General features: G+C 67.7%; 16 protein-coding genes and 1 pseudogene. 8 read left to right on the top strand and 9 right to left on the bottom strand.

Going from position 1 to position 18294, the window contains the following annotated elements; genetic code table 11:
• Window positions 1-115 precede the first annotated feature (115 nt).
• Both ACSYGO_RS07475 and ACSYGO_RS07470 read right to left on the bottom strand, forming a co-directional pair.
• Window positions 116-796, bottom strand: coding sequence for a TetR/AcrR family transcriptional regulator (locus ACSYGO_RS07475; protein WP_460386240.1), 681 nt, complete (start codon window positions 794-796; stop codon window positions 116-118).
• 179 nt (window positions 797-975) lie between these two features.
• A complete protein-coding gene (locus ACSYGO_RS07470; RefSeq protein ID WP_460386239.1) occupies window positions 976-1716 on the bottom strand; it encodes an SDR family NAD(P)-dependent oxidoreductase in 741 nt (246 codons plus the stop codon).
• Between the two features lie 226 nt (window positions 1717-1942).
• Between ACSYGO_RS07470 and ACSYGO_RS07465 the strand changes: the two genes are divergently transcribed.
• Complete coding sequence (locus ACSYGO_RS07465) at window positions 1943-2323, top strand: winged helix-turn-helix transcriptional regulator (protein ID WP_460386238.1); 381 nt, start codon at window positions 1943-1945, stop codon at window positions 2321-2323.
• Window positions 2324-2450: 127 nt separating this feature from the next.
• Here ACSYGO_RS07465 and ACSYGO_RS07460 read toward each other — a convergent pair whose 3' ends face one another.
• From ACSYGO_RS07460 to ACSYGO_RS07440, 5 genes are all read right to left on the bottom strand, one after another.
• Window positions 2451-3023 (bottom strand): SDR family NAD(P)-dependent oxidoreductase, encoded by a 573-nt coding sequence (locus ACSYGO_RS07460; RefSeq protein ID WP_460386237.1) that lies wholly within the window; start codon window positions 3021-3023, stop codon window positions 2451-2453.
• Between the two features lie 114 nt (window positions 3024-3137).
• On the bottom strand, window positions 3138-4109 hold the full coding sequence (locus ACSYGO_RS07455) for a 3-keto-5-aminohexanoate cleavage protein (protein WP_460386236.1): 972 nt from the start codon (window positions 4107-4109) through the stop codon (window positions 3138-3140).
• A 70-nt stretch (window positions 4110-4179) separates the two neighbouring features.
• On the bottom strand, window positions 4180-4572 hold the full coding sequence (locus tag ACSYGO_RS07450) for a nuclear transport factor 2 family protein (protein WP_460386235.1): 393 nt from the start codon (window positions 4570-4572) through the stop codon (window positions 4180-4182).
• Window positions 4569-5636, bottom strand: a complete 1068-nt coding sequence (locus ACSYGO_RS07445; protein WP_460386234.1) for a homogentisate 1,2-dioxygenase — start codon at window positions 5634-5636, stop codon at window positions 4569-4571. Before ACSYGO_RS07445 ends, ACSYGO_RS07450 begins: the two co-directional genes overlap by 4 nt.
• A gap of 129 nt (window positions 5637-5765) precedes the next feature.
• Window positions 5766-6710, bottom strand: coding sequence for an LLM class flavin-dependent oxidoreductase (locus tag ACSYGO_RS07440; protein ID WP_460386233.1), 945 nt, complete (start codon window positions 6708-6710; stop codon window positions 5766-5768).
• Window positions 6711-7066: 356 nt separating this feature from the next.
• Between ACSYGO_RS07440 and ACSYGO_RS07435 the strand changes: the two genes are divergently transcribed.
• The 4 genes from ACSYGO_RS07435 (at window position 7067) to ACSYGO_RS07420 (ending at window position 13192) form a co-directional block, all read left to right on the top strand.
• Complete coding sequence (locus ACSYGO_RS07435) at window positions 7067-7846, top strand: IclR family transcriptional regulator (protein WP_460386217.1); 780 nt, start codon at window positions 7067-7069, stop codon at window positions 7844-7846.
• Between the two features lie 613 nt (window positions 7847-8459).
• Entirely contained in the window at window positions 8460-8816 is a 357-nt protein-coding gene (locus tag ACSYGO_RS07430) for a nuclear transport factor 2 family protein (protein WP_460386232.1), read from the top strand.
• A 617-nt stretch (window positions 8817-9433) separates the two neighbouring features.
• Window positions 9434-10129: a peptidyl-tRNA hydrolase gene (locus ACSYGO_RS07425; protein WP_460389682.1), complete on the top strand. Its 696-nt coding sequence runs from the start codon at window positions 9434-9436 to the stop codon at window positions 10127-10129.
• A 708-nt stretch (window positions 10130-10837) separates the two neighbouring features.
• The gene (locus ACSYGO_RS07420; RefSeq protein ID WP_460386231.1) at window positions 10838-13192 is read left to right on the top strand and encodes a SpoIIE family protein phosphatase; all 2355 of its coding nucleotides are present in this window, start codon (window positions 10838-10840) and stop codon (window positions 13190-13192) included.
• A gap of 340 nt (window positions 13193-13532) precedes the next feature.
• Here ACSYGO_RS07420 and ACSYGO_RS07415 read toward each other — a convergent pair.
• Together ACSYGO_RS07415 and ACSYGO_RS07410 are read right to left on the bottom strand one after the other, a co-directional pair.
• Window positions 13533-13625, bottom strand: a pseudogene (locus ACSYGO_RS07415) (superoxide dismutase, Ni); the annotation flags it as partial.
• Between the two features lie 347 nt (window positions 13626-13972).
• Window positions 13973-14575 carry a TetR/AcrR family transcriptional regulator gene (locus ACSYGO_RS07410; protein ID WP_460386230.1) on the bottom strand — a complete coding sequence of 201 codons (603 nt, stop codon included), beginning with the start codon at window positions 14573-14575 and terminating at the stop codon, window positions 13973-13975.
• 105 nt (window positions 14576-14680) lie between these two features.
• On the opposite strand from ACSYGO_RS07410, the gene ACSYGO_RS07405 reads away from it, so the two are divergent.
• The 3 genes from ACSYGO_RS07405 to ACSYGO_RS07395 are packed head-to-tail and all read left to right on the top strand — an operon-like array spanning window position 14681 to window position 18281.
• On the top strand, window positions 14681-15655 hold the full coding sequence (locus ACSYGO_RS07405) for a fumarylacetoacetate hydrolase family protein (protein ID WP_460386229.1): 975 nt from the start codon (window positions 14681-14683) through the stop codon (window positions 15653-15655).
• Window positions 15655-17355: a CocE/NonD family hydrolase gene (locus tag ACSYGO_RS07400; protein ID WP_460386228.1), complete on the top strand. Its 1701-nt coding sequence runs from the start codon at window positions 15655-15657 to the stop codon at window positions 17353-17355. Before ACSYGO_RS07405 ends, ACSYGO_RS07400 begins: the two co-directional genes overlap by 1 nt.
• Window positions 17352-18281 (top strand): MBL fold metallo-hydrolase, encoded by a 930-nt coding sequence (locus tag ACSYGO_RS07395; protein ID WP_460386227.1) that lies wholly within the window; start codon window positions 17352-17354, stop codon window positions 18279-18281. The genes ACSYGO_RS07400 and ACSYGO_RS07395 overlap by 4 nt, the downstream gene beginning before the upstream one ends.
• Window positions 18282-18294: the final 13 nt, after the last annotated feature.

Here is an 18294-nt window from a genome sequence, read left to right as displayed (position 1 = left end):
GGACATCAGTTCGTGGCCGCTTCTATGCAGCCAAGATGCTGCGCATGCCGCGGAAATAACGGCGATCAGGCACAGCGAACAGGTTGCGGCGTTCCGCCATCGCAAGCGCACAGCGTCACCTTCCGTCGTCTTCAGCGCAGTCGCCGTGAGGTTCAAGCTCCGCAATCACTGATTGCGCAAGGCGTATGAGGCAGCCTCGCATCCGCTCTTCGCCGAGATCCGGCAGGAGTGCGGCGACGTGCTCGGCCGCCAGGGCGGCGAGCAGGGTGTGGGCGGTGCTCTCCGGGTCGGGGAGCGTGGCGAGCAGGATCGTGAGGTGGCGGTGCCAGAACCGGTAGGCGCCGATCCGGTAGCGGGCTCCTGGTGCAGTGGTTTCGGAGATCCGCAGGAGGGCCAGGTGCTCCAGCAGGTAGCTGAAGTAGGCGTCGACGAATGCCGTAAGACGGTCGACGGCCGGGGCTCCCGGCCCCAACGGCGGCGGCCCGTACAGCACAGCCTTCTGCAGGACACCGGTACGGGCGTCGAGCAGCGCAGCGGCCAGCCCGGATTTGTCGCCGAATCGGCGGAACACCGTGCCTTTACCGACGCCTGCGGTCGCAGCCACGTCATCCATGGTGATGGCTTCGACGCCCCGTTCGGCGAACAGCCGCGCAGCGGCCTCCAGCACGGCGCCGCGGTTGCGTGCTGCGTCCGCTCGCTCCTTGGGTGGCGGGGTGCGCAGGGCCTCCAGCACCGCGGTGGAGCTGGTTGCCGTTTCGCCGTCGTGTTGAGTTGCAACTGGCAGAGAGTGCCGCACCGTAACCTTCCCGGCAGGTCGTCGCATGGTGAGTCGTTTCAGGCAGTTGTCTCTCGCGGCGCGCAGGGGGGACCTGTCTCGGCGACGGTGGGTCTCGGGCCGGATCCAGATCCCCCTGCGGGCCATGCGATTGCGGTCCCAGCCCCATGCCGCCATCGCACCCAGTGGCACAGCGGATGTCAGGCACCGATGCCGGGCAGCCTGCGCTGCAGGTCGCTAGAGGTCTCGATGAGGATGTGTTCGTCCGTGATGGCACGGGAGGTGGCGACGGTGACCGCGGCTTCGCCGACCTGGTCGGCGGTGAGCCAGTCGTGGGCACCGGAGGGGCGGCTGCGGTTGATGATCGGACCCAGGACGAGGTCGTTGACCCGACGCTGGCCTTGCAGCTCGGCGCTCAGGGCCTCGCGCATCATCAGCAGGGCGGCGCCGTGCATGCTGACGATGCCAGCACCCGGGTAGGGCCTCTGCGCGGAGAATCCGGAGATCACCGTGTAGCTGCCCTCCGGCGAGAGGCGAGGCACGAAGGCGCGTGCCACGGCCATGTGGGCGGTGGTGGTGTCGATGAAGAACTCCTGCCACTCGGCCTCGCCGGTGTCCCACAGGGTCTTGCCCATCCACCAACCGCCAATGGAGGCGACGACGTGGTCGATGCGGCCGTGCTCGGAGGCGATGCTTTCGGCCAGGGCACGGGCCGAGGCGAAGCTTCCGTAGGCACCTGTTGCCGCCTTGAGTTGGCTGGACAGCTCGGGGCCGATCAGCTTGGTCAGTGCCGTGAAGCGGTCCTTGCTGCGGGTGGGGACGACGACGGTCGCTCCCGCCTTGAGGAAGGCACGGACGATGCCCTCGCCGACGTTTCCGGTGCCGCCGGGGATGACGGCGACCTTTCCGTGCAGCGGGAGGGTGGCGGAAGAGGCGGTCATGTCTGAGCTCCTTGCAGGGGTTGGCGGATGCGAAGCCCGGGCGGGCACGCGTCGTTGCGAACGGCGCGTAGCAGGTGCCGGCGGGCCTTCGCGACGAACGCGGCAGCGAGCCTGCTGGTGACCTTGGGGTGCGGCCACCGCACCCGCACCGGAGTGCGCTGATGTAATCAGGTTACTTCTTAGCACCAGGTATCGCAAACGATGCGAGTTCCGTATCCTGGACGGCATGACCGTGACCCGCCTGCCGCTGCACACCTGCTCGTACACCGAGGACGTCTTTCATCTGCTGGGCAAGCGTTGGACGGGCCTGCTGATCGATCTGCTGCTGCAGCGTCCCGCCCGCTTCGGCGAACTTCACGCAGCTGTGCCCTCCCTGTCCAAGCGCGTACTGAGTGACCGCCTCTCGGAGCTTCAGGACATGGGCCTGGTCGAGCGTGAAGTGGAGGCGGGACCGCCGGTCGCAGTGACCTACCGGCTCACCGGGCGCGGCATGGGCTTGGGGCCTGCCATGGACGCCCTGCGGGTGTGGGCCGGCGCCCCCGTGGACGACGAGGGCAGGATGCTGCCGTACTCGGCGGTTGCGCACCAGGAATCCGAGACGGCCTGAACCCGCTCGGCGCACCCTCAGAGCATCGGCACGGCCCAGAAAACAGATGACTGAGGCGCGCATACCCAATAGCGTTCCCGCCGTCGCCCACAACGGCGCCCTGACCTCCCGTGACCAGGCATGTGACTCAGCGATACCCCGCGGTCAAGCCGCCGTCGATGCAGATTTTCTGACCGGTCACCCAGCTCGATTCGTCGGAGGCCAGGTACAGCACGTAGGCGGCGACGTCCTGCCCGGTTCCGGGCTGCTGGATCAGGTGCATGCCGAGTATGTAATTTCGCGCGTCGTCGTCCATGGCCACATCGGTGGCCGTCGACGAGACGAAGCCGGGCGATATCGCGTTGGCACGGATGCCGCCGGGGGCGCCCTCGGCCGCGAGGGTGAAGTCGGCGAAGGGTGCGACCCCGAAGCCGGCCGCGTTGTTGTGGAGCATGTCGATGCTACCGAGACTGGCTGCGGCGCCTTCCACCCAGGCGTGGGCTGCCTCGGGGTCGGTCAGGTCGATCGTGTGGCCGTTGGTGTCGTAGCCGTCTGCCGCCAGCTTGTGAGCCGCGCTCTCGGCGGCGCCGGACACCGCGTCACACCCGACGACGCGTGCGCCCTCCCGCGCGCAGAGGGCTTGGGCGGCTTCTCCTTGCCCGCCCCCTGAGCCAGTGATCAAAACTCTCTTGCCGGAGAGCCGTCCTGCGTGTGAGCTCATGCCGCGTGTCCTCATTCCTGTCGGGAACCGTGCCGGATGGGCCGTCTGATCAGCGTCACGGAGAGAAATAGGTTGGGGGCAGCACGATGCTGCTCCCTTGGTGTCGGAGTGAGATCAGCCGCGCGTGGGCAAGCCGACCATCGCCCGGTACTCGTCGGCGGTGGCGGGGGTGCGGCCGAGCAGGGCGGCGATGTCGCGCGCCCGGGTGAAGAGCTCCAGGTTGCTCTTGTTCAGCTCATCGCTGTTGGGGTTCTTCCACATGCTGTCCTCAAGACCCACGCGGATGTTGAGCCCCATCATGGCGGCCAGCGTGGGGATGTACAGGCCGGCCCGGCCGGCGTTGCAGACCGTGATGGCGGCGTTGGGGTCGATCTGGCGGATCTGGTCGGCCATGAGGAACAGGTGGGTGGCCATGGACTTGGTGTCGCTGGCCCAGGCCCCGGAGATAAGGGTGCGGCCGATGTCGACGGGGAGGGCGTAGAGGACGATCCAGTTGGTCTGGGTGCCGGGGGCGATGACGCCGGTGTCGAAGAACCGACGCTTGGCGAACTCGACCTCGCCCGAGCTGTGCACGACGATCTCCGGGCTGATCCCGTGCTCCTGCACGGCCTTGACCGCAGGAACGGCGAACGCCTCGGGGTGGCCGGCCGCACAGGGGGCCACTTCGGCCTGCCCCGTGCGGATGGGGCCAAGGCACTCGTCGAAGGTCTTGCCGTTGAGGATGTTCAGGTTGGGCACGAAGTCGTTGCCGAAGCGCTTGCGCAGCGGCTCCAGCACGAGGCCGTAGGCCTCGGTGGAGGGGAGGTCCTTGTCCAGACGGCGCCCCTTGGAGTCGGTCACCCAGGTGAAGTCGATGTGCACGCCGCACGCACCGGCCTCGATGACGCTGGAGGCGGCGTCGATGTACTCCTCGACGTCCACGGGGTAGTCGGCCGAGTCGACGTCCCCGGACCGGCCGGCCACGGCCACGTTGATCGCGATCTTCCGGGGGACGTCCCACTGCGGCTGGAGTCGAGGATCCGCGGTGAACGCGTACTCCTCCATCTCTGCACGGGCGGCTTCCCACAGGGCGGGGGGCGTGGTCACAATTGGCTCCCTAGTAGTGCTATTGATGGTGCGTCAGCTTGCTCGCCGGGCAGGCCGGAGGAGTGTGCCGTTACGGGGCGAAGACCGGTGCCAGGTCGGCGTAGACCCGGTACTCGGCGATCCGCTCGTCGCTCATGCGGAAGACCGCACCCGCGGCGAGCTTGACCTGGCGGCTGTCGAGCCGGGTGTACGTGGTCAGGAATTCCACGACCACGACATCGGAGACGGGCTGCCAGCAGGACTGCACGGTGTGGTGGAGGCTGGCGACGCTCCGGAAGAAGGCGCCAATGCTCGTGCGGATGTCGGCGTGGCCCGACATGGGAGGGTTGTTGCCGAAGGTGAAGACTGCGTCGGACGCGAAGAAGGGCAGCATCTTTTCGACGTCCATGCTGTCGATGGCGGCGGTGAAGTCGTCCAGCCAAGGCGGCCGGCTGACGCCGGGTGCGGTTTCGACGGCGCTCATGCTGATTCCTCTCTCTCAGGGTCCGACTGGAGGCCGAAGAGGCCGGTTTCCATCGGAGCGGCTGCTGACAGGCCCTCGGGGCTGAGCCGGAAGGTTCCGATGCTCTCCAGCAGCCATGCCAGATATCCCTCGGGCACGTCTTCGACGGGGCCCCAGTGCGTGACGGACTTGGGCGTCCAGGCAAGGCTGCCGGGCTTGGTCAGGTCCCCGTAGGCGCCGGGCCCGCGGAAGTAGAAGATGAGCTCGTCGAAGTCCGCGTTGTGGTGCATCGGCGGACGCCTCCCGGGACGGGCGCTCAGTGTGTACAGCAGTACGTCGCCGCTCGGCGTCTCGGCGAACGACGTCGGCGGCCCCCCGTGCGGCAAATACGTGAGTGGCTGGATCGCGGCCAGGTTGAGCTTCCAGACGGGAATCTCGCCGCCGATCACGCCGAGGAGCGCCAGCGGGTCGCGGGGCAGGGTGTAGCGGGTCACGCCGTCGAACGCCTTGACCAGCAGCTGGACCTCCCCCTCTTCGTGGGAGCTGCGGGCGGGGTCAGGACGCCTCACATCCCGGCTGGTGTTGATCATCCCGAAAGGCGCCGGGGGTTTGAGGGTCAGCTGCTCGGGCGTCTCCATGATGATGCGCAGCGTTGGCGTGCTGACCGGGACGACACGGTAGGTGACCGCCCTAGGCAGGCACACGAAATCGCCCGGCTCGGCGCGTAGCGTGCCGAAGTCGGTGACGTAGTCGAGCGTGCCGTCCTGCACGAAGTGCAGCTCGTCGTTCTCCGCATTGCGCCAGGCGAAGGGGGTGGGCGCCGAACGGGCCGAGGCGGACAGGGTCACGTCATTGCGGCTGGAGGCGAAGACGACCGGCAAGGCGCTGGCATCGCGCGCATCGGGCAGGTCTAGGTCGTGGATGTCGAGACGATGCGGGGCATGCGCCCCCTCGACCGAGGTGTAGGCGAAGATCGGATAAGGCCTCGCGGTGACGCAGATGTCACCGTTGAAGCCGTCCCGGCTCCACAGATGCACGTTCGGTGGCGGTCCGGCGGTCTGCCCGTCGGGGTTGTGCTGGGACATCACTTTCTCCAGATTCTCGGATCAGGCGGTTGCGACGGCGGGCAGCTGCCATGAGGCAGGGGGCCGGGCGAGCCGGTGAACGATGTCGGGCAGGTCGTACACGATTGATCGTCTCTCTCGTCGGCTGCCCTACGTAGGCCTGGCCGGTCGGGCCAGGTGCGGCACGACGTGCTCGGCCACCAGACGGGCATCACGTTCCAGCTGGTTGGAGAACAGCGCGACATTGACGTGCTGCGCTCCGGCGTCGTGCCACTCGGCGAGGCGCTCCAGCCACTGCTCGGGCGTTCCCCAGACACAGCTGTCGGCCACGGCAGTGAGCGGAAGATTCAAGAAGCCCTGCAGGGTTCGGTCGAGCAACTGCCGAGAGGCGTCTCCGTCGGTGCCGATCGCCCCGAACAGATAGGTTCCGGGAACGATGGCCGCCGGGGCGCGGCTACTGGCCTCGGCCGCGGCCTGCACCTCGGCCCACTGGCTGGCATGCTGCTTCGGTGAACTGAAGACGGACAGCCACCCATCGCCGATACGGCCCGCGCGTCTGCGTGAGGCAGGCGAGGAGCCGCCGATCCACACGGGGACCTGCCGCGCAGGTCTAGGCAGCAAGCCGATCTTCGAGCAGCGCCAGCCGTCCCCGACGTGGTCGACCTCTTCCTCGCTCCACAGCCGGCGCAGCAGCCCCACGTACTCGTCGGTCAGGCGGCCGCGCTGTGCGGGGTCGACCCCGGCGATCTCGAATTCCGGAAGCGACACATGGGTATTGCCGACACCGATGCCAGCGATGAGCCGACCGCCCGACAGGTACTCGACCGTGGCCAGCGCATGCGCTACGTGAACGGGGTTGCGGCGCGAGAGCACCAGCACCGAGGTGCCGATCTCGACGCGGCGCGTGGTGGCGGCGAGAGCTCCCAGGAGGGTCAGGCCGTCGAGCCACGGCATGCCAGCGACGGTCCGATCAGTGACCCACAGCGAGTGCAGGCCGCTCTCGTCGGCACAGGCCACCGTCGCCGAGAGTTCCTCCGGGTTGGGGCAGGGGGGCAGGACCAGACCCAGCCGAAGACCGGAAGCGGAGTCAGTCATGAGTACCTCCATTGGCACAACCGATGCGGTAAGTTTTATCAGGCAGAATCAAGGTGTCAATGAATAGAACAATGATGGGCTATGCGGCCGGGCGGGTGACCGCTGGGAGCCTCCTCGATCTCTGCTGTGCTGGCTGAACGCCGAGAGGGGCCATGGGTGCGTGAGCGGCCCAGCTCGGACGGTTGTGCAACCGGGGCGCTGAGGGCGGCCTGGGGTTCTGGCAGTGAGAATTTGATGGGGAACGCACCTGGAGCCTGCTCGCAGAATCCCGCCTGCAGCCTGCCCGGCAGGCGCGTGCCATCCGTGTTGTGCGGTGTGTCGTTGTGAGGGTCACCCGTGCGGCAGAATGTTCTGTCATGGAGAACATTGCCGAGGATCGCCCGGCGCCGCAGTATCCGATCGAGGCGGTCGACAAGGCATTGAGTCTGTTGCTGCTGTTTCGCGACCGGAGCGAGCTGCGGCTGAGCGACGTGCCGACGGCGCTGGACATCGGCAAGTCCAGGGCGCACCGGCTGCTGGCGATGTTGGTCTATCACGGGTTCGTGGTGCAGGATCCGGCGAGCCGGACCTACCGGACGGGGCCTGCCCTGGTGGAGATCGGGCTGGCGACGGTGGCGCGGATGGACGTGCGTGTGGTGGCCCGGCCGGTCCTGGAGGAACTGGCCGCCGCGACCGGCGAGACGGCACACCTCGGTGTTCTCGAGGACGGGCAGGTGCGTTTCGTCGACGGCATCGAGAGCGAGTTGGCCCTGCGGGTAGCGGGGCGGGTCGGTCGGGCGCTTCCGGCGTACGCGACCAGCCTCGGGAAGGCGATGCTCGCGGAACTGTCCGTCGAGGCGGTGCAGGGCCTCTATCGCGGTGAGGCGCTGGCACCGGTCACGATGCACACGATCCGCCGGCGCTCGGACCTGCTTGCCGAGCTGGAGCGGGTACGCCAGCGCGGGTATGCCGTCAACCACGGCGAGAGCGAGGAAGGGGTCGGCTCCCTGGCCGTCGCCATCCCCGCGCACGGGGCCTGGCCGCTCGTCGCGATCAGCGTGGCCGCCCCCGCGGCACGCATGGACGAAGCGAAGTGTGCACGCACCGCCGACCTGTTGCGCGAGGCGGCGAAACGACTCACCACCCTCCTCGTCTGAGGCCCCAGAATCCTTCGGTTAGTGCCGGGGATGTGGGCGCCCGCCTCGTCGAGCGAATCACAGTTCTAGAGAACAGAAGCGAGATCTGTACAGCGGTCCGTGGTGGAGTTACAGTCTGACCCGTCCGCAGATCCCGCACGGAGGGCGCTGTGCTCTCTCCGACCTCGATGAACGACACGCACACGGCACACTCGCTAGTGCGTTTGAGCCTGTGCAGCGAGTCGCCGGAGGGCCCGGCGAACAGATTCACTGCCCACGCCGAACGATTGCTCTTGCTCACCCAGTACACCGCTTAGGCCTCAAGGGTTCAACGCCCCTCGTGGCCATCACTACGGCCGGTCTGGCGGATCCCGCCGGGAACGCCTCGAGCGCTTGGCCGACTCTACAGGCCGGGGCACGTTGCGATCCGGAAGCAGCAGGCGACTGCGCTCAAACTCGCCCACCCAGCCAACCGCGTTCCGGACCACCCATCCCCATCAAGTGCTTGCTGAAGCGCTGGGGGCCTACACATTACGATCCTCTCCCCACGGCACCGGCAGAACTCGAACGTGCGAAAAGCCTCGAGGAGCTGACACAAAAAACTGGTCCGACGGGGAGCTGAAGGAGGTACACCATGTCCGACGCCTGGCTTCGTGAACTCTACGACCGCGCTGACGCCCTCGACGCCGCGGGCTTCGCGGCTTCCTTCCACGAAGACGCCTCGTTCACCTTCGCCAACAACCCTCCTATGTATGGCCCCGAGGAGATTTCTTTCCGACTCGGGGAATTCTTTGCCGCCCTCGACGGAATGCGGCACGAGCTCTTCGGCGTCTATCAGGCGGGCGACACCCAGATCCTCGAGGCCCTCGTGACCTACACCCGCAAGGACGGCAGCGAGGTCACGTTGCCAGGCATGACTCTGTACCGGCGCGACGGTGACCGGATCCGCGAAGGCCGCGTGTACATCGACCTCCAGCCCCTGTTCGCCTGAGGACACTTTGCTGCGACACATGTCCTCGGCCTGAGGAGTGCCACAACTGCCGTCGCTGCCCGGCCAGCCCACGCTGTTGGCGAGAACTCCCTCCTCTGCTTGGCGCAGACCCAGCGGTTGCTAGATCGCACGGCACTGCGCGAGATCAGTGGTGCCGGTGTGACGGCCATGCAGTGGGACGAACGGGGACGCCTTCGAGATGGGCGCGGACGCGCGGCGCGGCAGGTTCTGGAGGGCGTGGAACCCGGTCGGTCGTCGTCATGCACTGCACCGGCAGTGCGGATCCGGCGGCCTGTGCCCGAGCTACGGAGGCGTGGGTACCGGTTCGTGAAGCTGATCGGGACAGCGGGCGCGCTGCGGTGAGGTTCGTACAGTGAAGACATGAGCGATGACGCGCGGCAGCGGCAATGAGTACTGCCTGATCGACGCGACGAGACCGCCTGGGGCGGACGGCCTCGCCGTACGCGGAGTGCGTGCTATGCCGGAAGCTGACCGGGCATCGGTCCAGGGGGACTCTCTGCCCCGCCTGCGAGTGGCAGGAGGCCCAGCACACCGACTGATCGAGGTGATCGCGCTGCGGGTTGCAAACTGGAAGCGTGACCCATGATGCGACGCACATGAGCGACAGCCCCTTTCAGTTCGGGACCAGCCCCCGCGATCAAGCCCCGCAGTTCGTTCTGCCGCTCGTCGTCCGAATCGAGCGCGGTGCGCCGCCCGCACGTACCGACGCCCTCGAAACCGCGGCTCGGGCCGTCCTGGTCATGTTGAGTGACGAGCGATCGCTGGGTGACGGCGAGTGGGCGCAGGCGGTGCGGGACTGGCAGGACGCGCGGATCCGGAAGGTGGTGCGGCGGGCGCGTGGGGCCGAGTGGCAGCGGGCCAGGGCGTTGCCCGGGATCACGATCACGGGCCAGTCGGCGAAGATACGGGTGTTTCCGCCCGTTCCGCTGGACGGCTGGCCCAAGGACCTGGCCCGGCTCCAGGTCTCCGGCACCGACCTGGAGGATCCGGAGCCGCCAACCGAGGCGGACCCGGGTACGCCGGTGCTCTGGATGAGCCCGGACGTCGAGATGTCGGCGGGCAAGGCGATGGCGCAGGCTGGGCACGGCGCCCAACTCGCCTGGTGGGAGCTTTCGGACGAGAAACGTGCAGCCTGGCGCGACGCGGGTTTCCTGCTCGCCGTGCGCACCGCGCGACCGGAGCAGTGGCCGCAACTCGCCACGAGCGGGCTGCCATTGGTGCGGGACCCCGGCTTCACTGAGATTGCTCCGGGGAGTTGCACGGTGATCGCGGATCATCCGGCCCTGCGGTAGTAGTGCTTCTACCCTCGCCACAGGCCTTCTCGCTGGCCGACTCCCGGTGCGGCCTCATTCGCTGGCGTTCGCCGGTGATCTGCTCGATGGCCTTGGTGCGGCGGTGGCATCCCGTTCGGCCTCGCTGGGGCCGTGGCGGATGATCCGGCGTTTGCCGGGGTGGAGACGAGTCTGCCCCCTTGCACCGAAGGCTGTCGCGTACCGTACATGCTGGTAGTGGCTCGGAACGCCTCGATGCGTGCGGGTAGCGGGCAGGCATCCGCGCGCCAGCGCCCCGACGCCTACCCGCTACGGGCAGACGAGGCCGGACTTGCTGGAGAAGCCGCGGTCGACGCCGGAGATGACCCGGCAGAGCGGTCAGGCCCGCATGCCGTTCTTGTCCTCACCGATTACGGCCTGCTCGGTGGTTGCCGGCCAGACCCTGCAGCGGGTATCTGCGACATCGTTCTGACGCGCCCAGGAGGCTGCGCAATGGTGCTGGCGAGTCTGTCCGTTCTCCTGCCTGAGCTTCCGAAGCGTGACTATTAGTCACGGAGCGTGTGTCCGCACAGCCGCCGCGTCGTCGATGGTCTTATCGGGCGACACTGAGGGGAACGTGTTCTTATGACCTCGAGTACCCAGGGCAAGTGGTTGCGGCTTTTCCGGAAGAGATGATCGGCCATGGAACGACCTGGCGCTGTATCTGAAAGTCCTGGCGCCCCTCCGAAGATGTCGTTGATCGCCACGGCGACCACCGATGACGCGGGAGTCGTGACGGGATGGAGCGAGGGTGCACGGCGTTTGCTCGGCTACGAGCGCGACGAGGTCGTGGGGCGGCCAGTGACAGAGCTACTCACCGAAGACGACGGCAATGCGGTCTGGTCATCACTGGCCGACCGGCAGAGTTGGAAATGCAAGGCGGTCTTGCGGCATCGGGACGGCCGCCACGTCGCGGTTGTGCTGCTGGCACAACATCGCGTTGCCGAATGGTGGTTCATGCAGTGTTCTGCGGAGCTGGAGGAAAAGCCCCGCTACGGCGACGAAATGTTGCACTGGGGATACGAAAAGTCACCCTGCGTTCTCGCGATCTACGACACCGACCTGAGATTGGTGTCTGCAAACGCAGACATGCGGCGCGCCGTTGCTCTGCCTGAGGAGCAAATGTGTGGGCTGCGCATGTCGGAGACCGTGCCGCACCCGGAGAGCGAGAAGACCGAGCGGGCGATGCGCCGCGTCATGGAGAGCGGCCAGCGGGAGCATCTAGTGAACTTCCTGCGTGTCCCGGGTGAGCGGCGGGAACACGCATGGTCCGTTTCTCTCTCGCCGCTGACCGACCCAGATGGTCGGCTGCGTGGAGTGTGCTTCGCGGCATATGACATCACCGAACAGCATGAGGCTCGTCAACGGCTCTCGCTGCTCAACAAGGCCAGCACGGTCATCGGCAGCACTCTGGACATGGCGCGCACCGCGCAAGAGTTGGTCGACATGGCCGTTCCCCAGTTCGCCGACTATGCAGCCGTCGACCTGCTCGCCGCCATCGACAGCGGCGATGACCCTCCCGCCAGCTCCCTCAGCGGCCCGGTTGTCTTGCGCCGCGTTGCCCAACAGTCCGTACTCGACGGCGTACCCGAATCAACAGTCGAGCCGGGCGGCCTCTCCAGCCACCCGCAGTCTTCTCCTACGGTGGAGTGCCTCGTCACAGGGCGCGCTAGAAGGCACGAGATCACTGATCCCGCCCTGACCCAGTGGCTGGGACAGGACCCTTCCCGTGCCGCAAAGATCCGTGACTACGGGTTCGAGTCGATGATGGAAGTGCCCATCGCTGCCCGCGGCACCCCCCTTGGCGTGGCCCACTTCTTCCGCCACCGGCGCCCGGAGCCCTTCCAGCATGACGACCTGCTGTTGGCCGAGGAGATCAGCGCCACAGCGGCCGTGGCCATCGACAACGCACGTCGCTACACCCGCGAGCGCACCACCGCCGTGGCCCTGCAACGGAACCTGCTGCCGCAGAAGCTGCCCGAGCAGACCGCGCTGGACATCGCCTCACGCTACTCTCCCGCAGGGAGCGAGGCGGGAGTGGGCGGCGACTGGTTCGACGTCGTACCGCTCTCAGGCGCACGCATCGCCCTGGTCATCGGCGATGTCGTCGGCCACGGGCTTCAGGCATCCGCCACCATGGGCCGACTGCGCACAGCAGTACGCACCCTGGCGGACATCGATCTGGCTCCCGATGAGTTGCTCACCCACCTTGACGACCTCGTCATTCGTACGGAAGCCGCCACTGACTCCGACAGCGAAACCGCCGGAGCGGGTACCACCTGCCTGTATGCCGTGTACGACCCGGTCTCGCGCCGCTGTGTTCTTGCCCGGGCCGGCCACCTCCCGCCGGTCGTCGTCAGCCCCGACGGCACCAGCAGAGTCCTCGACCTCCCCGCAGGTCCGCCACTCGGCCTGGGTGGTCTGCCCTTCGAGTCCGCTGAGGTGGACCTACCGGAAGGAAGCCTGCTCGCCCTCTACACCGACGGCCTCATCAAGGCGCACGGAACCGACGTCGACAAGGCGCTCACCACCCTGCGCCATGCGCTCGCTCGACCGGCCCCGTCTCTGGAGGTCACCTGCGACACCGCACTCAGAGAGCTGATTCCTACCCACCCTGACGACGACATCGCTCTGCTTGTCGCGCGCACCCACGGCTTGGGATCCGCACAAGTCGCAGCCTGGGAGCTCCCCTCCGACGACCCCGCGATCGTCGCGCAGACCCGCCAGAGCACCCGCAACCAGCTGACAGTGTGGGGCCTTGAGGAGGCTACGTTCACCACCGAACTCGTGGTCAGCGAACTGGTCACGAACGCTATCCGCTACGGTCAGCTTCCCATCCGGCTGCGGCTGATCCTCGACCGCGGCAATCTCATCTGCGAGGTCTCGGACGGCAGCAGTACCGCGCCGCACCTGCGGCGAGCCCGCACATTCGACGAGGGCGGGCGTGGCCTACTCCTGGTGGCCCAGCTTGCCCAGCGCTGGGGAACCCGGCATGCCCGGGAGGGCAAAACCATCTGGGCTGAACAACACCTCGCCAACAGATGAGCAGCGGCGCATGCCAGGAAACCAGGCCAGGGCGCTTCTGCAGCCCATGGAGTACTTGGGAACCGGCGCGTGCGGAGTGACCTGAAGAACACGCGCCTCACCACAGGATCGGCGCGTTGTTCATTCGGCTGCGCGCTGCAAGGTACATACCTGCGGGAACAGCCTCAACACACGCCCGTGCCCGCGGCCCACCCGCTGTTCGTCCTCCGGAGTTGCCGACGCGACTGTCCTTGATCGGCGTACCCACGTCATGGGACGCCCGCGGTGTGCAGGCCAACGATGGTGTACCGATCGCCGGTCATCTCTGGTGACTGACGGGAGGTCACGCCTTCTTGGTCTCTCAGAAGATCTTCTCGATCTCGGCGATGTAGTCCAGAGCCTTCTGGCCGGTGGCCGGGTCGGTGGACGCCTTGGCGGCCGAGAGGGCCTTCAGAGGCCGTTATGAGGATCAATGCCCGTTACGGGATTGGTTAACGGGGAGGCTCGCTGATCATGTTCCGCCGTACCCAGCACACGGCCACCTGCATCTGCCGATGGCGTACCTGGCACGAACAAGACCAACTGTCGCTCCGGGACATCGCGGACGGCGAAGGAACGAGCCTCGCCACGGTGCGCCTAGGTCCTGTCGTCAAACTCCCGCCGGCCCCGCCCCGCTGTGCCCCCACCGGGCCGCCCGAGAAGAAGGACCCACGGCGAAAGGACAGATGGCGCACAGCAATGACTGCTGCCTGAGTCCGTGCGCAGGGCGCTGGCCCGATGCCGTGCCCCTTGCCCGGATGCCTAACGCTGGCGTGCTGTAACCCCAGGGACGCCAATCCCCCCCAGGAGGCTGTCGACGATCAGGGCCGGGACGTCGGGGGTAAGGGTGTCGGGCGCGGTGAAGGCGCGGGCGTGCAGGGGGCCGAGCAGCAGTTCCAGAACCAGCTGGGGGTCAAGGCCGGGGCGCAGTTCGCCGCGATGCGCGCCGCGCTCGACGATCGCGGCGAGGCGGATTCGGCGCTCGGCCCAGTAGGCGTCGCGGATCGCGATCGCGGTGGGGGAACGGGAGCTGACCAGGATCTCGGTCAGGCTCCGGCCCAGCGGGGAGCGCATCATGTCGCGGACCTCGGAGAGCAGGACGATCAGGTCCTCGCGCAGCGAACCGGTATCGGGCAGGGTAAGGGCCCCCTGGACCGAGTCGGCGAGCGCGTCGAGCAGCAGCTCGTCCAGTGCGCCCCATCGCCGGTACAGGGAGGTGCGGTGCACTCCCGCCTTGTCGGCGATCGCGGGGAAGGTGACGGCTTCCAGGCCGCCGGAGTTCAGCAGGTCGATGGTCGCGTCTAGGACCGCTTGGCGGACCCGGGTCGACCGGCCACCTGGGCGTTTGTGGACAGGGGTACTCATAACCGCGACTTTATCGCACTCGATGTTGCTTTAAGGCTCCTCGCGCTCGTAGGCTCATAAACGCACTCCATGATGCGTTTGCATGAGCCGCAAGGAGAACCGACTGTGAAGATCGCTGCTTACGAGGACCCTGCCAGGGGCGGGGACTGGCTTCGCCATGGCGTGGTTGTCGACGAGATGCTGCACCCGCTGCCCGCCGGCACGTCGCTGCTGGAGCTGCTGGCCGCATCGCCGGATCAGGACGAGTTGCTGGGCCGCTGCGAGCAGCCGGTGCGCTGGGAGGAGGTGCGGCTGGGCCCGCCGCTGCAGCCGGCCTCGATCCGGGACTTCATCACCTTCGAGCGCCACTACGAGGGCACCGCTCTGCTCACGGGCGGTGGGGTTCCGGACGCCTGGTACGAGGCGCCCGCGTTCTACTTCACCAACCCCTACGCGGTGCTCGGCGCGGGCGACGAGGTGCCGGTGCCGCCCGGGTGCGGACTGTTCGACTTCGAGCTGGAGGTGGCCGCGGTCATCGGGCGGGACGGGTTCAACCTGACCGTCGAGGAGGCCGTCGATCACATTGTCGGCTATACCATCCTCAACGACTGGTCGGCCCGGGATCTGCAGGGCCGGGAGATGCAGGTGGGGCTGGGCCCGGCCAAGGGCAAGGACACCGCCACCACGCTCGGGCCGTGGCTGGTCACCCCGGACGAGCTGGATCCCTACCGGCGCGGTGACCGCTACGAGCTCGCCATGACGGCCCAGGTGAACGGCGAGGTCATCGGGAGTGATGTCCTGTCGAGCGCGGCCTGGTCGTTTCCCGAGCTGGTCGCCTACGCCAGCCGCGGCACCGTGGTGAAGGCCGGTGACGTGCTCGGCTCGGGCACGTGCCAGGGCGGCTGCCTGGCCGAACTGTGGGGCCGCAATGGTGCGTTGACCCCGCCGCCGCTGGCCGTGGGGGACGTCGTGACGCTGACCGTCGAGGGCATCGGCACGATCAGCAACACCGTCGTGGAGGGCCCGCCGGTGCACCCGGTGCCGGCCGCGCGCCGCCTCACCGAGCAGGCCGCGGACGCCACGACCGGCAAGGGGGCGTGATGTTCGAGCATCGGGACGGCATGCGGATCGGGTGGGACGTCGAGATTCCCATGGCCGACGGCATCAGCCTGCGGGCCGATGTGTACTTGCCCGAGAGCGAGGACCAGGTGCCGGTCATCATGACGATGGGCCCCTACGGCAAGGGTCGCCGTTTTCAGGACGACCCCTACGCCTCGCGCTGGCAGACGTTGATCGAGGAGCATCCCGAAATCCTGGAACACTCGCCGTGCACCTACCTGACGTACGAGACGGTCGACCCGCAGCTGTGGACCGCCGACGGGTACGCGGTCGTCCGGGTCGACTCGCGAGGCAGCGGTGCCTCGCCGGGGCACCTGGAGATCTTCTCCGAGCAGGAGAGTCTCGACTACTACGAGGTGATCGAGTGGGCCGGGGTGCAGCCGTGGTCGACCGGGAAGGTCGGGCTGTGCGGGATCTCCTATTACGCGATCAACCAGTGGCGGGTCGCCGCGCTCCAACCGCCGCACCTGGCAGCGATCTGCCCGTGGGAAGGGGCGCTGGACAGCTACCGGGACATGACCCGGCACGGCGGCATCCTGTCCAACATCTTCTACGAGCTGTGGTATCCGACCCAGGTCCTGTCCAATCAGCACGGCCTCGGCACCAACGGCCCCGCCCACGCGTGGACCGGGAAGCCGGGCACCGGCCCGCACACCCTGACCGAGCAGGAGCTTGGCGAGCGGCGCACCGATCTGCTGCCGATGTTTCGCGAGCATCCGCTGGACGACGACTGGCACCAGGCCCGCACGCCCGACCTGTCTAAGGTCACGGTGCCGGTGCTGTCCGCAGCCAACTGGTTCGGGCAGGGCCTGCACAACCGGGGCAACTTCGAGGGGTTCACCGCGGTGGCCTCGGCCCACAAATGGCTGGAGGTCCATCCCGGCCGCCACGAGGAGTGGTTCTACCTGCCGCAGAGCGTGGTCCTGCAGCAGCGATTCTTCGACCGCTTCCTCAAGGGCGAGGACAACGCCTTCCACGACCGGCCCCCCGTCCAGATGCACCTGCCCGATCCCGACGGCCAGCTCCATGAGCGCAGTGCAGACCAGTGGCCGCCCGCCGAGACGACCTGGACCGAACTGCACCTCCACCCGACCGGCGCCCTGTCCGAACACCCCGCCCCTGCGGGCGCCGTGGCCTTCAGTCCGGACGGCAAGGGTGTCACCTTCACCACCGCGCCGCTGGAGCACGACACCGACCTGATCGGCCCCCTCGCAGCGGTGCTGCAGGTGTCCACCACCGCTGCCGACGCGGATCTGTTCCTCACCCTGCGGGCGTTTCGGCCAGACGGCAGCGAGGTCACCGTGACCGGTTCCGTCGCCCCCGCGCAGCCGTTGTCGAGCGGGTGGCTGCGTCTGTCGCAGCGCAAGCTGGATGCCCAGCGGTCGCTGCCCTGGCGGCCCTGGCATCCCCACGACGAGGTGCTGCCCGTCGAGCCCGGCGAGGTGTACCAGGTGGACGTGGAGATCTGGCCGACCGGCATGCACCTGCCTGCCGGACATCGCCTCGCCCTCACCGTCGGCGGCAGCGACTTCACCCGCCCCCCACAGCCCGGCATAGAGGTCTCGCTCTTCTTCCACACCGACCCGGCCGACCGGCCCGCCGAGCACTTCGCCGGGACCACCACCTTGCACTTCGGCCCCGGCCGCACCAACTGTCTGCTCACTCCCAGGACATCCGCATGAACGAACAGCACATGGCAGGGCGCACCACCCAGGTCGCCGACGGCGTCTACGCCTACATCCAGCCCGACGGAACCTGGCAGATCAACAACACCGCCTTCCTCGTCGGCAGCCAGGGCGTCGTGTCCATCGACACCTGCTCCACCCAGCGCCGCACCCTTGAGTACCTGACCGCCATCCGCAAGATCACCGACCGGCCGGTACGCACCCTCATCAACACCCACCACCATGGTGACCACACCAACGGCAACTACCTGCTGCCGGGCGCCACCGTCATCGCCCACCACCAAACCCGCAGCGAAATGCTGCGCCACGGCCTGCAGTTGGCCGAGCAGAACCTGGTCTGGGGCGAGGTCGACTGGGGCGATGTGCGCCAGGAACCGCCGTTCGTCACGTTCTCCGACCGGCTCACCGTGCACGTCGACGACACCGAAGGCCAGGTCGTCCACGCCGGGGCCCCCGCCCACACCACCAACGACTCCTACCTCTGGCTGCCACAGCAGAAGGTCCTGATCTGCGGGGACCTGATCTTCAACGGCGGCATGCCGTTCGTGCTGTTCGGCTCCGTCCAGGGCGCCATCGACGTCCTGGAGCAGCGCCTCCTGCCCCTGGGCGCCGAGACGATCATCCCGGGCCACGGGCCGGTGTGCGGGCCCGAGGTCATCACCGACGTGCTCGACTACCTGTATTACGTCCAGCACGTCGCGGAGCAGGGCCGGAGCGCCGGGCTCACCCCGCTGCAGGCCGCCCAGCGGATCGGCTCCGGATCGTTCGCCGGGCTGTCGGACCCCGAACGCCTGGTCGGCAATCTGCACCGCGCCTACGCCGAACTCGACGGCCACCCGCTGGGCAGCCCCATCGACATCCCCGCGGCGATGATCGACATGGTCGTCTACAACGACGGCAAGCCCCTGCGTTGCATCGCCTGATTCCCGGCCTCGG

Source organism: Streptomyces krungchingensis, assembly GCF_054729265.1.
The sequence above is the reverse complement of the archived record's forward strand: the minus strand, read 5'-3'. Positions and strand labels throughout refer to the sequence as shown.

Bases quoted from the DNA above. Each gene is read 5' to 3' on its own strand.
- ACSYGO_RS07440 (WP_460386233.1), bottom strand. From the start codon at position 6,710: ATGACTGACTCCGCTTCCGGTCTTCGGCTGGGTCTGGTCCTGCCCCCC.
- ACSYGO_RS07410 (WP_460386230.1), bottom strand. From the start codon at position 14,575: ATGAGTACCCCTGTCCACAAACGCCCAGGTGGCCGGTCGACCCGGGTC.
- ACSYGO_RS07445 (WP_460386234.1), bottom strand. From the start codon at position 5,636: ATGTCCCAGCACAACCCCGACGGGCAGACCGCCGGACCGCCACCGAAC.
- ACSYGO_RS07425 (WP_460389682.1), top strand. From the start codon at position 9,434: ATGAGCGACAGCCCCTTTCAGTTCGGGACCAGCCCCCGCGATCAAGCC.
- ACSYGO_RS07435 (WP_460386217.1), top strand. From the start codon at position 7,067: ATGGAGAACATTGCCGAGGATCGCCCGGCGCCGCAGTATCCGATCGAG.
- ACSYGO_RS07420 (WP_460386231.1), top strand. From the start codon at position 10,838: ATGTCGTTGATCGCCACGGCGACCACCGATGACGCGGGAGTCGTGACG.
- ACSYGO_RS07450 (WP_460386235.1), bottom strand. From the start codon at position 4,572: ATGAGCGCCGTCGAAACCGCACCCGGCGTCAGCCGGCCGCCTTGGCTG.
- ACSYGO_RS07400 (WP_460386228.1), top strand. From the start codon at position 15,655: ATGTTCGAGCATCGGGACGGCATGCGGATCGGGTGGGACGTCGAGATT.
- ACSYGO_RS07460 (WP_460386237.1), bottom strand. From the start codon at position 3,023: ATGAGCTCACACGCAGGACGGCTCTCCGGCAAGAGAGTTTTGATCACT.
- ACSYGO_RS07430 (WP_460386232.1), top strand. From the start codon at position 8,460: ATGTCCGACGCCTGGCTTCGTGAACTCTACGACCGCGCTGACGCCCTC.
- ACSYGO_RS07470 (WP_460386239.1), bottom strand. From the start codon at position 1,716: ATGACCGCCTCTTCCGCCACCCTCCCGCTGCACGGAAAGGTCGCCGTC.
- ACSYGO_RS07465 (WP_460386238.1), top strand. From the start codon at position 1,943: ATGACCGTGACCCGCCTGCCGCTGCACACCTGCTCGTACACCGAGGAC.
- ACSYGO_RS07395 (WP_460386227.1), top strand. From the start codon at position 17,352: ATGAACGAACAGCACATGGCAGGGCGCACCACCCAGGTCGCCGACGGC.